Source organism: Porticoccus sp. Uisw_050_02, assembly GCF_047729555.1.
Classification (GTDB): domain Bacteria; phylum Pseudomonadota; class Gammaproteobacteria; order Pseudomonadales; family Porticoccaceae; genus Porticoccus.
In genome coordinates this window covers 1,052,606-1,066,649 of sequence record NZ_CP159825.1, presented here as the reverse complement: position 1 = coordinate 1,066,649, position 14,044 = coordinate 1,052,606, and the positions used below count along the sequence as shown (strand labels likewise).

Sequence of the window (14,044 nt, the reverse complement as noted above, 5' to 3'; positions counted from 1 at the left end):
CAATTTTCTGTATAATATTTCCTTTTTGATTATTTGATCATTATGACTACTTTAACTGTCCAGCCATATATTCCTCAGTCTGCTCCAGCGCTGTTTTCTCACCGTAAGTATTGGGCAGAATGCTATGGTATTGCCCCCTTTCTCCCAATGAGCCGACAGGAGATGGACGAACTGGGCTGGGATACCTGCGATATTATTATTGTTACCGGTGATGCTTATGTTGATCACCCTAGTTTTGGTATGGCGGTAATCGGCAGAAGTCTGGAGGCACAAGGATTCAGGGTTGGAGTTATCGCTCAGCCAGACTGGAGTTCAAAAGATGCCTTTATGGGGCTAGGTAAACCAAATCTTTTTTATGGTGTTACATCAGGCAATATGGATTCCATGATTAACCGCTATACTGCAGATCGACGCATTAGGAACGACGATGCGTATACGCCCAATAATGCTGGTGGAAAGCGCCCAGATCGAGCTGTAACAGTCTATTCTCAGCGCTGTAGAGAGGCATACAAAAATGTCCCATTAGTGATTGGAAGTATTGAGGCTAGCTTGCGTCGTTTAGCTCATTATGATTATTGGACTGACAAAGTTCGTCGTTCTGTTTTGGTCGACTCCACCGCAGATATCTTGCTTTATGGTAATGCAGAGCGGGCTATCATTGAAATTGCTCATCGCATTTCTTCGGGAGAAAAAATTTCTGATATTACTGATGTGCGTGGAACAGCATATATTTCCAAGAAGATGCCTAATGGATGGAGAGAAATAGATTCTACTCGCATTGATGCTCCCGGAAAAATAGATCAACTTTATAGCCCTTATGAGGCGACCGACCAAAAAAACCCTTCGAATTGTCCATCAAATACAAAGAGTCTTGAGCAGGATAAAAATAATATCCCACAAGTGCTTTCTATACTGCCTAGCCCAGATGCAAAATCTTCGGATGATGATAAAGTCTATATCAGGCTGCCATCTTACGAAAAGCTTAGAAATGACCCGGTTCTTTATGCTCATGCATCGAGAGTCTTCCATAAGGAAACTAATCCCGGTAATGCCAGGGTTTTGGTTCAACGCCATGGAATCCATGAGCTTTGGGTAAACCCTCCACCGATTCCTTTAGATACAAAGGAGATGGATTGGGTTTTTGATCACTCATATCAGAGGGTTCCCCACCCAGTATATGGAGATGCAAAAATTCCTGCTTACGAGATGATTCGATTCTCTGTCAATATCATGCGTGGTTGTTTTGGCGGCTGCACATTCTGCTCCATCACTGAGCATGAGGGAAGAATTATACAAAGTCGCTCTGAGGACTCAATCATTAGTGAAGTTGAAAAAATTAGAGATATGGTTCCTGGTTTTACTGGCACCATATCTGACTTAGGTGGCCCCACTGCAAATATGTACAATCTTACTTGCAAAAGCAAAGAAATCGAAGAGAGCTGCCGAAGACCCTCTTGTGTGTTTCCAGGTATATGTAAAAATTTGATTACTGACCATAGCCCTACTACTCAGTTATATCGTCGAGCTAGAAATGTGCCTGGAGTAAAGCGGGTGGCAATTGCCTCAGGTTTACGATATGACCTGGCGATAGAGGATCCAGAGTACGTAAAAGAATTAGTAACACATCATGTTGGAGGGTACCTAAAAATTGCCCCTGAGCATACTGAAGATCAGCCATTATCGATGATGATGAAGCCAGGAATGGGTGCATATGATAGCTTTAAAAAAATGTTTGATAAGTACTCTAAAGAAGCAGGTAAAGAGCAGTACTTAATCCCATATTTCATTGCTGCTCATCCGGGAACCACTGATGAAGACATGATCAATCTGGCGATTTGGTTGAAAAGCAATGAATTTCGAGTAGATCAAGTTCAGAATTTTTATCCATCTCCCATGTGTGTTGCTACCGCAATGTATCACTCTGAAAGAAATCCTCTGAAAAAAGTTAAATATAAAAGCGACAAGATTCTTAGTGCAAAAACGAAAGCGCAGCGCGTGCTACATAAGGCCTTGCTGCGTTATCATGATCCAGATAATTGGGCTTTAGTTCGAGATGCTTTGAAAAAATCCGGTTTTGCTAAGCTCATTGGCGAAGGTAAGCACCATTTGGTCCCATCAGAGGGTGCAGAACAAAAAGGTAAGAGATTGCAGATGAGAAGAGGGCAGATAGCATTAACCCAACACAATGGCTTGCCACCTCAAAAATTTAAAGCAATAACAAAAAATAAAAAACCTAAAAAGGGCCTCAAAAGAACTCGACTTTAATAAAAAGAAAATTATTTTGGTTGCATTAGCTGCACAATTTGAACATCTGGCTCTCGACTTTTTTCCGTATTATGCAGTGCCGTTAAGTATGCATGCCAATACTTGGCATGATTGCTAGCAAGATCATAAAGATAACCCCAGGTGTATATACCACTGTCGTGCAAATCACTAAAAGTAAGCTTGAGAGCATAGTTTCCAGAAGACTCTACATTGCAGATTTTAATGAACTTTTTGCCATATTGTAAAATCTCTTGCCCTTTTCCATGCCCGCGGACCTCTGCGCTAGGCGAGTGAACACGGAGATATTCACCCGTAAGAATAAAATGATCACCATTGCTGTATTCTAAAGACAAACTACCTTCTTTTTTGCAAAGTTTTATTTTGATCGGAGCCATTTGGTCGACCTATTTGTAACATTAATTTAATTAATATATTGTTTTAAGTGAGCCACAAAATAACTGCACTCAATGGTAAAGTATGAGTTTAAATATCGAATGTATTCTGTGCTGTAATGTTGCAGTCTGCAAGAATCATTTTTTAGTAGTTAAGTAAATTTTAGCTGAATTGGAAGTTTTAATGAGAAAAATGAAGGTATGTGGGCTGCTATTATTTGCTATCTTTTTAAGTTCATGCGCCTCAATGACGACCACCTACGAAAAACCAGAAGTAAGTTTAGTGAGTTTTCAGCCGTTATCTCGCAAAGGCATGGAGCAGACGATCGTGATTCAGTTAAACATCAAGAACCATACTAAGAAAGAATTAAGTATATCAAAATTTTCTTACAGCCTTAAGGTAGAAGAACTGGAAGCCGTTAGGGGTGTATTTTCTAACTTAAAACCCATACCTGCTTTTGGTGCCACCAAGATAGAATTTCACGCAACTATGAATATTTTTTCTGCTTTCAGGATTTTGGAATCTGCTATTAAAAGCAAGAATGGTGCTATTAGATATGCGCTAAATACCAAGATTCATTCTGCATGGTGGAAACTTGCATCGACCTCGGCGAAGTCTGGTCAGATCAACCTAGGTAGCACGTACAACCTTTAGTTTATAGTTTGAATTTTTAGTTCTATATTGATGGCTTACATCAAATAAAGTGTTAATTTCAGAGAGACATGCATGGAAATAACAACGGATACTATGAGTGGAAAAAAGCAGGCGCATTTGGTTGCTGTAAATAACTCATGTTTGTTGCATGCAGAAGTTGTGACTCCTTTTTCTGAATTAAAAGCAGCAGCAGCGATCCACGGGTTTGATCTGCAGATAATTAGTGGATTCCGCTCATATGAGCGTCAATTACTGATCTGGAATGAAAAAGCCTCAGGAAAGAGAATATTGCTAGATGACCTGAGTCATCCTTTAGATGTAAGCTCACTGACCGACAAGCAGCGAATTTTTGCTATTTTGCGTTGGTCTGCGCTACCCGGTTGTTCTCGACATCACTGGGGTACTGATATGGATATATGGGATGCTGCTGCAGTTCCAGCAGACTACCAGCTTAAATTAATTGCCTCAGAATACGATCCAGGGGCCCCGTTTTACGGTTTATCCTGCTGGCTGCGTCAGTATTCAAAAGATTTTGGTTTTGAAATGCCGTATTCTGTTGATCGTGGGGGGGTAGCAAGGGAGCCTTGGCATTTAACTTATGCCCCTTTGGCTAAAAGATTCGAAGAAATATTAGATCTATCATATGTACGCTCAACAATAGATGTTAATGCGCTAGCTTTAGGTGATGCTGTAATTGAGTATCTCGATGAAATATTTCTGAAGTTTATTGAGAATCCAAACAGAATAAATGGCTGAAATATGAGTCAGTACAAAGGTAATAAGAGGTCTGCTATTGGAGGTCGCTCGGCTGCTGCGATCGAGGATTCGTTGTGGGCTTTAATTTATAGTGAAGTTGATGAACATGCACGTGCAGAGCCTTTGCTGTGTAATTTTTTGCAAAATGCAATACTTGCTCATAGCTCTTTGGAAGATGCACTTTCTTGGGTTTTAGCAGAACAATTAAAGAGCGAAACCATGTCCGCGGATAGTATCAGGACGCTTGCTAGAGAGGCATTCAAGGCTGATGATTCTATAAGAAAATACATCAGAATGGATCTTTCTGCCTACGTAGAGAGAGACCCTGCTTGCCATCAATACTGTCTTCCTTTGCTTTATTTTAAAGGATTTCACGCTCTACAAATCTATCGTGTTAGCAGTTGGTTGTGGGGAAAAAATAGAAAATATTTAGCATTGTCTTTGCAGAATAAGGCTTCAGAAATTTTTTCTGTAGATATTCATCCTGGCGCAAAAATTGGTGGTGGGGTCATGATTGATCACGCTACAAGTTTGGTTGTAGGTGAGACAGCCGTCATAGATGATAATGTTTCTATGCTACATTCTGTGACACTGGGGGGTACCGGCATAGGGGCCGTGGATCGACATCCTAAAATTCGCACTGGAGTAATGCTTGCTGCAGGAGCAACAATATTAGGAGATATTGAAATTGGGAAAGGAGTAAAAGTAGGTGCAGGCAGCCTTGTGCTAGATTCGGTTCCTCCCCATACAACGATAGCAGGAGTGCCGGCAAAAATTGTTGGATCCCCAGATGAGAATGAACCATCCAGAGAAATGAACCAAAAATTAACCCGGACTAAATAGACTTAAGATTGTATCAATAGCTGGCTGATTCGCCTAAAGACCAAGATTTGTCAGCAATCTTGTTATCAGTTGTTGTATTTTTTGGCACTTGGTTGCCAATTGGATTCAATTGATTTGTATAGATCTTGGATTATATTTTTGATCGACATGAGTAATATTAAATTGGAATTTTAGTAGGTTGTCAGTGTTAATAGTTGAGATAAATTTTTGATTTACACAGCTATAGCAAAAGGAGAACCATCATTTATGAAAAAAGACGATTCAGAATCTTTTCAGCAGCAGATGGCTGATGTGAAGCCCTTGCAGGCGAATAGGGTTTATTTGCATAAAAGAAAAGACCAGATTCCTGGCATAGCTAATCGCAGGGACGCTGCTCAAAACACTCTTTCAGCTCATACTTTAGAGCCAATAGAATTGACAGGCCAGATAAGACCAAGAGATATCCTAAGCTATAGACAGGAAGGCCTGGAGGACAAAATTTTTAAAAATTTACGTCAGGGCAAGCTCCCTATTGATTCAAAAATCGATCTTCATCAGATGACTGTTATGCAAGCTCAGTTTCAAATTTCAAGATTTATACATGAGTGCATACTTGATGGTGCCCGTGTCGCAATTATTGTTCATGGCCGTGGAGAAGGGAGGGAGAGGCCAGCTTTGCTAAAAGGCTGGACCAATTATTGGCTAAAACAAATAGATTCAGTACTGGCTTTCCATAGTGCCCAGCCCCAGCATGGAGGAACAGGAGCTATATATTTATTATTGGATAAAAAATGACCCCGCCAAATCTTATTTTAGGCACTAGGTATCTGTTATCCCTGAATTTAGCTTGAATATTCTTCGGGATACCCTCATGCCTATCTTGATGGAAGCTGACTTTTCCTTTTAAGGAGTAGCGACTCAATTCTATGGTCGGCTAAGATTTTTTTTGCTTCAGCCAGCGCTGATGGATTGCTGAATGGGCCAACGATCACGCGGTGCCATGCTTCATTTTTGTTAGAGATTACTTTCTCTATTACTGTATTCAAGTTGAGCAGTAGAAGTTGGGCACGCAGATTGTCTGCTTCTGCTTCAGTTCTAAAAGACCCTGTTTGAAGTAAAAAGATATCGTTTGAATTGTTTTCTTTGCTGGAAAACGTTGTTATTTTTGGTGTCTTCGTAACCATCACCTCAGCTTCTTTTAATAACGTGTAAAAGTTAAATTGAGGCTTGCTCTGTTTGTCACCAGAAAGATCGGTCAAGTTGTTATTAGTGCGCGCTGGGTTTCGCTCATTCGATATTTCTGATAGCTTAAATAAAGGTATGATTAGAACGCCAAGAAATACCCCTGCAAGAAATACAAGCCAAGGTGACCAAACTTTATTGTTTGATTTTTTTTTCGCCCCTCTTAAAGAGGAGCGAACCTTTGGTGGCTGCCCAGCATAATCTTTCGTCATGATCTTTATGCGCTCCTAGGATAAACGTATTGTATTGCTAAGCTAGTTTTTCGGCTAGTTATGATTGATGTTCTCTCAGGCTTTAATTGGTTGCTTTAGCTTATGTCTTGGGGATCAACGTCTACCGACCAGCGAACACGCCTGGCCAGCGATGAATTTTCAACCTTGAGGCAGAGTCTTTTTATTAGCCCTTGGAGCTCCCCGCGGTCTGCGCAATAGATACTAAGTATATGTCGAAAGCGATCATTGCGCCTTTCCATTGTTGCAGGCAACGGCCCTAGGTAGTTAACTTCTGTATTTTTAGGGGGTAGAGATTCTGCGCATTGCCTATAATATTTTAAAAAATCAACTGCCGCCGCGTTATTTGTAGCCTCAGACCTAATGATGGCCATGTATCTGTATGGTGGAAGCCGAGCAAGTTTTCGCTCTTTGCGGATCTCTTCACTAAAACCTTCGTAGTCATTTGATATCAGGGATGAAATAAAGGGGTGATCGCAATAAAGGCTTTGTAGTATAACAATCCCAGATTTTTCGCCTCGCCCTGAGCGACCAGCAACCTGAGTGATAAGCTGACCCATTCTTTCTGGTGCGCGGAAATCAGGACTGAAGAGTCCGCCATCAGCATCTAAAATTCCGACTAATGTGACGTTAGGAAAATGATGCCCTTTGGCCAGCATCTGTGTTCCTATCAATATACAAGGATTTCCTTTATTGATTTGAGCCAGCACTTCTTTCATGGCAAGTTTTCTGCGAGTGGTATCGCGATCCACTCTTAAGATTAGTGTATTTGGAAACAAGGCTTTCAGTATGTCTTCGCTGCGCTCAGTGCCTTGGCCAATGCACTCAAGCTGTGAGCTGTGGCAAAAGGGGCATTTTGAGGGTATTGGGCTCATACGCTCACAGTGATGACATACTAAGCGATTAGGTGTTCGATGCACTGTTAGCCTTGCTTCACAGCTGGAGCAATTAGAAATCCATCCGCACTCATGGCAGGTTAGGGTTGGTGCAAATCCTCGTCGATTTAAGAAAATCAACACCTGATCTCCTTCTGACAGTGCTTGAGTTATAGCCTCAATCAACTCTCGTGAGTAACCGTTAGTTAATTTGGACTTACGAATATCGACAGGGATCCAGCATGGAGCAGAAGCTTTGCCGGGACGACGGGATAATACCAACTTGGTATACCGGTTTTTTTCACAGTTATATAAAGATTCAAGAGATGGTGTGGCGGAACCTAAAATCAAGGGAATAGATTCTTTTTGCGCGCGAATAACAGCTAAATCTCTAGCGGAATAACGATAACCTTCCTGTTGTTTGTATGAGCTGTCATGTTCTTCATCGACAATTAATAGCCCAGGTGATTTTAATGGTGTAAATATTGCTGATCGTGTACCAAGAACAACAGACGCTTTTCCTGTGCGTGCTGCATCCCATGCGAGACCCTTCTCCCTGTCGGTTAGACCAGAGTGCAGTACAGCGATACGGCAGTTAAAGCGTTGTTTGAAACGATCAAAAGTTTGTGGGGTGAGGTTAATTTCAGGGATCAGAACTAACGCTTGTTTCCCGCAACGAACTACTTTTTCAATAGCCTGAAGATAGACCTCAGTCTTTCCGCTACCAGTTTCTCCAAATAGCAGGTAGGGGTTAAAGCTGGTTACGTCAATGCTATTTAGGGCTGCTTTTTGCTCTAGATAAAGATCAAGGGGCTGCTCAGCGAGAAGATCATTCTTGCCATGCACTGTACTGACCTTTTCTGATACATTGGTCAGCGCGATTAAATCTTTCTCTGCTAGCTGTTTTAACGCAGGAAATGAAATTTTTCGCCGCCTAAGGTCATTCTGGCTTATGACTTCCTCAAGGTGAAATAAAGCAAGAATTTCTTGCTGCCTCGGGGCTCTACTGAGTTGCTCGAGGGAAAAATTTTGTCCCTGTTCTGTTATGCGCCAGTGCTTTATTGTCTGAATAGGCAGATCCTCTCCTTTTCTTAGCAGAGCTGGGAAGGAATGGAAAAGGGCATCTCCAATAGGGTGTTGATAATAGTTAGCCGCCCAGACGTATAATCGAAAAAGATATTGAGGAATTAAAGGCTCATTATCAATTATAGATGCAATAGGCTTAAGTCGAGATAGAGGAAGGTCGCTGGTATTGTCAATCATCACGATAATACCGACGATTTTTCGATGCCCAAATGGAACGAAAACCCTTGTTCCGGCGCGCAGAATTTTGCTATCCGACACTTCGTTTTGTGCTACTGGGGAAAGATAATCAAACAAGCGCCTTAATGGTGATGGTACAGCTACGCGATAGACTGTCTGTTTGTTGTTAGGGTTTATCATTGTCGAGTATTTTCTTTAAAACCTTGAATGCACAGTAGTTTCTGGTAGTATGCCTTTTCGGTTAAAAAGAGACATATGGTGCCTAACAGTATGATGATTGGGTGGCGGTATGCAAGACATTGAGGCAATGAAAACATGAAAACAGATATTCATCCAAATTATGGCAATATGACAGCAACATGCAGTTGTGGCAATGTTATAGCTGTGGGTTCAACAAAGGCTACTACTATTCATCTTGATGTGTGTTCTTTATGCCACCCTTTTTATACCGGCAAGCAAAAAACTGCAGATACAGGCGGACGTATTGATCGATTTAATAAGCGATTCGCTGGGCGGTCTGCCAAGAAATAATATTATTAATTCTTGTCTCTTGAGGCAAATGATTCGGGCTCTTGGTTAATTTCTTGAGCCCGTTTTTTTTGCTTAAACTCTATATATCTTTTTTTTTTCAGTATTTCTTATATTGAGTCTTTTGATAGGATGCTAGATGCTGATACAGTATGTTTTTGTATATTGGAAGAAGGAGATTTTAAATGCTAGAAAATGACTATTATTCGCAAGAAAATCATGGCCCATACACTCTTTTTAATCTCGGTGATTTCAAGCTAGAAGACGGCGGAATGATAAAAAATTGCCAACTCGCCTTCACTACTTTTGGCAAATTAAACCCTCAGAAAAGCAATGCAATTCTTATGACCACCTGGTACTCGGGCACGAGTAAGATTATCGAGCAAGTTTATGTGGGAAAGGACCATGCTATTAATCCAGATAAATACTTCATTATTGTAGTGAACCAAATTGGCAATGGGCTATCTACATCGCCCCATAATATCCCAGCTCCGAATGGAATGGCATTGTTTCCAAAAGTGCAAATAGGGGATGATGTTCGCGCCCAACATAAATTAATTACAGAGATGTTTAACTTAGACTCCTTGGCTCTTATTGTGGGTGGTTCTATGGGTGCCCAGCAAACTTGGGAGTGGGCTGTACGCTATCCTGAGATGGTCAAGCGTGCTGCCGCTATTGCTGGAACGGCTAAAAATACATCACATGATTTTTTGTTTACAAAAACATTAAATGAAGCAATTACTTCAGACCCAGCTTGGGAGAATGGTTTCTATAAAAAGTCTAACGCAGTATGCGAGGGGTTGCGCCGACATGCAGATTTATGGTCTGTGATGGGTTATAGCACTGAAATGTTCAAACAAGAATTATGGCGTGATATTGGATTTTCTTCTCCTGAAGAATTCTGCGAGGGGTTTACTCAGGCTTATTTCGCACCCATGGACCCTAATAATTTGTTGTGCTTGGCTTGGAAATGGCAGCGAGGCGATGTAAGCAGAATAACAGGCGGAGATCTTGAAAAAGCACTAGGCCGAATCACTGCTAAAATGTATGTAATGCCCATTAATACAGATATGTTTTTTCCGCCCAAGGACTGCGAAGATAACCAAAAAATGGTAGAAAATAGTGAGTTTAGAGTGATTGAGACCAGCTGGGGTCACCTGGGATTACTTGGTATGGATCCTTTGTACATAGAGCAGATTGATCGTCACTTGGAAGAGCTGCTAGCAGCACCCGTTTAGCGAAAAATAATTAGGGTCTATTGGAAAAAGATTGCGGTATTCTAGGTTGGAGATCAAGCCCTTTATTTTTTTTGGGGCCTAAAATCTTCTTTGAAGAGCTAAGTTTTTTCGGTTTTATTATTAATCCCGAGTCGGGCACATTGTGATTGGGCTCAAAACCATCGATTATTTTTCGAGGTAATACTCTTTTAATGAGCACTTCAATCTCATGTAGTGCTATGAACTCATCTGCACTCACCAAAGATACAGCTTGCCCTGACAGCCCCGCTCTTCCAGTCCGACCAATTCTATGGATGTAGTTTTCTGCAATAGTAGGTAGATCAAAATTAACTACTTGCTGAAGTTTCTCAATGTCCAGCCCTCGAGCGGCTACATCTGTAGCAATAAGTATGGCTGTGATACCATTCTTAAAGTCGGATAGAGCTTTAACCCTAGAGGCTTGGTTTTTGTCCCCATGAATTGCAGCAGCTTTTAGCCCTTTAGTATCGAGAAAACAGGCAAGTGTATCCGCACCTTTTTTTGTTTTAGTAAAAATAAGGACCTGAGTCCAGCCATAAAGAGAGATCAGCTCTACTAGCAGGTCAGGCTTAAGTTTCTTGTCTACTGGAATAATCCATTCTTTGATACTGGTGGCCGTTGTATTTTCCGGAGAAACTGATATTTCAATGGGATTTTTAAGCAATTGGGCGGCAAGGTTTCGAATATCAGCAGAAAATGTGGCTGAAAACATTAAATTCTGGCGATGATTTGGTAGTAGAGAGAAAATCTTGCATATATCCTTTGTAAAGCCGAGGTCCAGCATGCGATCGGCTTCATCTAGAATTAGTATTTCTAGCTGTGGAAATTTGACTGCATTTTTATTATATAGATCTATGAGTCTTCCGGGAGTTGCTATTAGAATATCAGCCCCTTTACGAAGGGACATCATCTGAGGGTTTATTTTTACCCCACCATAAACTACGATTGTTCTTAAAGAGAGGAATCTGCCATATTGAGACGCATTTTCTCCCAGCTGAATAGCTAATTCTCTTGTGGGCGCCAGTATAAGTGATCTAGCTTGATTGGATTTTGCTTTTACTCCCCTCGTTAGCAGTTCAAGCATTGGAAGTACAAAACCAGCTGTTTTTCCAGTCCCAGTTTGTGCGGCAGCTATAATGTCTTTGCCTTGCAAAATTAGTGGGATTGATTTGGTCTGGATGGGGGTTGGACTAAAGTGCTGTTCTTCCTTTAAAGCTTTTAGTATCTCTGTAGATAGGCCAAAATTGGCAAAACTCATAGCATGTGCTCGTATACTTTAAAAAAGGTATGGCAATAATTAGGTGATTGCAACTGTAAAAATCGAATTTTTATTATGAGCGCAACCTGCAAAAAATTTATTATACATACAAGAGCAGGTATATGCTTTTATCTTAGAAAGTGAGCAACAAGAAAAATGTAGTATTCTTGGATCGATATTAAGATAATTCTTTCTACGTGTAAAAAATTGCCATATTTAATTGACTCTTAGCCAAGAACAGGGAATTTTAATGAAAAGTGTATTGCATTATTTTAGTTTGATTTTTTTAGCTCTATGGGCGACAGCCTCTTATAGTGCCTCCATTGAAGAAGCATACGATATTATTAGAAATGGCAATCCTGAGGTCGGGTATAAAATGCTTCTTCCCTTTGCAGAAAAAGATGATCCCAGGGCTTACTATGGGATTGCTCTTCTTTATAAGGACGGCTGGGGTGTACAGAAAAATAGCAAACAAGCCATAGATTTTTACCAGAAAGCCGCGGATCGGGGGCATCAAAGAGCAATGTTTGATTTGGGGATGTTTTATCAAAATGGATATTTAGTTAAACAAGATTATGTTGAAGCGATTAAATGGTATGAAATGGCCGCCAATAAAGGCTATGCAGCAGCAATGTATGGCTTAGGGGGGCTTTATTTTAATGGCCTTGGTGTTAAAAAAGATCAAGATTTAGGGAAATCTTGGTTCACTAAAGCCGCGAGTTCTGGTTTTGCCCCAGCCATTGAATTTCTTGATGAAGCATATAATTTTGGAATGTCTTCAAAAAAATAATATTTATGTATAGGAAGAATAACGTTCGGTTATAGCAGTAATTTCTCTGATGCGATAGTATCGTGTTAAGTCTTTATTCGTAAATAATGGTTGCCATGCCTGGTTAGATACATAGTGCTAAGGAGGGAAGTATTGATGATGAAGTTAGGTGTACCTAAGGAAGTATTTCCAGATGAAAAAAGAGTAGCGGCAACACCGGCCTCTGTCCTGAAATTAATTAAGCTTGGTTATGAGGTGGCTGTAGAGTCGTGCGCTGGCATGGCGGCACACTATGACGATCAAGCCTATACTGATGTAGGGGCCTCAGTATTGACTGAAACCGAAACGCTTTGGAGACAATCTGACTTTATTTTAAAAGTACGCGCACCCATGACTCATCCAGGTCTAGGGGTCCATGAAGTGGACCTGATGAAACAGGGCGCCTATATCGCTAGTTATATATGGCCTGCTGAAAATTCAGAACTGCTAGAACAATTTTCCTCAAAAGAGGCTACGGTTTTTGCTATTGATAGCCTCCCTCGTATTAGTCGTGCACAAAAAATGGATGCCTTGAGTGCGATGGCTAACATTTCCGGTTATCGTGCAGTTATTGAGGCTGCAAGCTATTTCGGACGTTTTTTTACTGGCCAAGTTACAGCTGCTGGTAAAGTTCCTCCAGCAAAAATCATGGTCATTGGTGCCGGTGTAGCGGGATTGGCTGCAGTGGGAACAGCCAACAGCATGGGAGCCATCGTACGTGCATTCGACACTCGATTGGAAGTGAAAGAGCAAGTTGAAAGCATGGGTGCTCAATTTCTAGAGCTAGATTTTTCGGATGAAGATGGTGGGGGTGGCGGAGGTTACGCCAAACAGATGAGCGATGAATTTATCGCAGCTGAAATGGCATTGTTTGCTGAACAAGCAAAAGAAGTTGATATTATTATTACTACAGCGCTTATTCCGGGAAGACCGGCTCCTAAACTTATCACTGAGGCCATGGTTCAGTCTATGAAGCCAGGGAGTGTAATTGTCGATTTGGCTTCGGAACGTGGTGGTAACTGCGAGCTCACTGAGCCAGGAAATGTAGTAGAGCGACATGGAGTTACCCTTATTGGCTATACCGATCTACCTAGTCGTATGGCGAAAGTTTCTAGTGATTTATATGGAAGCAACTTGGTTCACTTGCTGTCTGATCTAACTCCAGATAAAGATGGAAATCCTCATGTAGATATGGAAGATGTGGTGATTCGCGGGGTTACAGTTGTTAATGGTAAGAAAGTCACCTGGCCACCACCGAAGGTTGAGGTTTCGGCTGCACCGTCCTCTGCTGCAGCAAAAGAAGCAATTGAGGCTCCTGCGGTAAAAGAGCCTACTTTTTTAGATAAGTGGCTTGGCAAAAGTGCTCTTTTGGCTTTTACTTTGGCTGTGTTGATAGGTGTTGGGGGCTATGCTCCAGAAAGCTTTCTAAGTCACTTCACTGTCTTCGTGCTAGCCTGCTTTATTGGTTACCAGGTTGTCTGGAACGTCACAGCGTCATTACATACGCCGTTGATGAGCGTAACTAATGCTATAAGCGGTATTATTGTGATAGGAGCGATCCTTCATTTGATTGCCGCCGAGAATGGTACTGTTGGTGTTATGTCTTTTGCTGCAGTTTTGATTGCAACTATTAATATAGCTGGTGGGTTCAGAGTGACTCATCGCATGCTTAAAATGTTCCGCAAATAGGAGGC

13 protein-coding genes are annotated in these 14,044 nt (G+C 41.3%); 9 read left to right on the top strand and 4 right to left on the bottom strand.

The window, feature by feature from the left end; genetic code table 11:
* The first annotated feature begins 42 nt into the window (after positions 1-42).
* The gene (locus tag ABXT41_RS05085) at positions 43-2,265 is read left to right on the top strand and encodes a YgiQ family radical SAM protein (RefSeq protein WP_415390445.1); all 2,223 of its coding nucleotides are present in this window, start codon (positions 43-45) and stop codon (positions 2,263-2,265) included.
* Between the two features lie 11 nt (positions 2,266-2,276).
* Here the strand turns inward: ABXT41_RS05085 and ABXT41_RS05080 are convergent, their stop codons facing one another.
* Positions 2,277-2,660: a gamma-butyrobetaine hydroxylase-like domain-containing protein gene (locus tag ABXT41_RS05080; protein WP_415390444.1), complete on the bottom strand. Its 384-nt coding sequence runs from the start codon at positions 2,658-2,660 to the stop codon at positions 2,277-2,279.
* Positions 2,661-2,904: 244 nt separating this feature from the next.
* Between ABXT41_RS05080 and ABXT41_RS05075 the strand changes: the two genes are divergently transcribed.
* From ABXT41_RS05075 to ABXT41_RS05060, 4 genes are all read left to right on the top strand, one after another.
* The gene (locus ABXT41_RS05075; protein WP_415390443.1) at positions 2,905-3,312 is read left to right on the top strand and encodes an LEA type 2 family protein; all 408 of its coding nucleotides are present in this window, start codon (positions 2,905-2,907) and stop codon (positions 3,310-3,312) included.
* A 72-nt stretch (positions 3,313-3,384) separates the two neighbouring features.
* Positions 3,385-4,068: a M15 family metallopeptidase gene (locus ABXT41_RS05070; protein ID WP_415390442.1), complete on the top strand. Its 684-nt coding sequence runs from the start codon at positions 3,385-3,387 to the stop codon at positions 4,066-4,068.
* 3 nt (positions 4,069-4,071) lie between these two features.
* Positions 4,072-4,911, top strand: a complete 840-nt coding sequence (gene cysE / locus ABXT41_RS05065) for a serine O-acetyltransferase (protein ID WP_415390441.1) — start codon at positions 4,072-4,074, stop codon at positions 4,909-4,911.
* Between the two features lie 246 nt (positions 4,912-5,157).
* Positions 5,158-5,685 carry a Smr/MutS family protein gene (locus ABXT41_RS05060; protein WP_415390440.1) on the top strand — a complete coding sequence of 176 codons (528 nt, stop codon included), beginning with the start codon at positions 5,158-5,160 and terminating at the stop codon, positions 5,683-5,685.
* An 80-nt stretch (positions 5,686-5,765) separates the two neighbouring features.
* Here ABXT41_RS05060 and ABXT41_RS05055 read toward each other — a convergent pair whose 3' ends face one another.
* Together ABXT41_RS05055 and ABXT41_RS05050 are read right to left on the bottom strand one after the other, a co-directional pair.
* Positions 5,766-6,344 (bottom strand): SPOR domain-containing protein, encoded by a 579-nt coding sequence (locus tag ABXT41_RS05055; RefSeq protein WP_415390439.1) that lies wholly within the window; start codon positions 6,342-6,344, stop codon positions 5,766-5,768.
* Between the two features lie 95 nt (positions 6,345-6,439).
* On the bottom strand, positions 6,440-8,680 hold the full coding sequence (locus tag ABXT41_RS05050) for a primosomal protein N' (protein WP_415390438.1): 2,241 nt from the start codon (positions 8,678-8,680) through the stop codon (positions 6,440-6,442).
* A gap of 135 nt (positions 8,681-8,815) precedes the next feature.
* On the opposite strand from ABXT41_RS05050, the gene rpmE reads away from it, so the two are divergent.
* Both rpmE and ABXT41_RS05040 read left to right on the top strand, forming a co-directional pair.
* Positions 8,816-9,031, top strand: a complete 216-nt coding sequence (gene rpmE, locus ABXT41_RS05045; protein WP_415390437.1) for a 50S ribosomal protein L31 — start codon at positions 8,816-8,818, stop codon at positions 9,029-9,031.
* Positions 9,032-9,213: 182 nt separating this feature from the next.
* A complete protein-coding gene (locus ABXT41_RS05040) occupies positions 9,214-10,266 on the top strand; it encodes an alpha/beta fold hydrolase (protein ID WP_415390436.1) in 1,053 nt (350 codons plus the stop codon).
* Between the two features lie 10 nt (positions 10,267-10,276).
* On the opposite strand, the gene ABXT41_RS05035 is transcribed toward ABXT41_RS05040, so the two are convergent.
* The gene (locus tag ABXT41_RS05035; protein WP_415390435.1) at positions 10,277-11,542 is read right to left on the bottom strand and encodes a DEAD/DEAH box helicase; all 1,266 of its coding nucleotides are present in this window, start codon (positions 11,540-11,542) and stop codon (positions 10,277-10,279) included.
* Positions 11,543-11,792: 250 nt separating this feature from the next.
* On the opposite strand from ABXT41_RS05035, the gene ABXT41_RS05030 reads away from it, so the two are divergent.
* Positions 11,793-12,332, top strand: a complete 540-nt coding sequence (locus ABXT41_RS05030) for a tetratricopeptide repeat protein (protein WP_415390434.1) — start codon at positions 11,793-11,795, stop codon at positions 12,330-12,332.
* A gap of 135 nt (positions 12,333-12,467) precedes the next feature.
* Positions 12,468-14,039 (top strand): Re/Si-specific NAD(P)(+) transhydrogenase subunit alpha, encoded by a 1,572-nt coding sequence (locus ABXT41_RS05025; protein WP_415390433.1) that lies wholly within the window; start codon positions 12,468-12,470, stop codon positions 14,037-14,039.
* Positions 14,040-14,044: the final 5 nt, after the last annotated feature.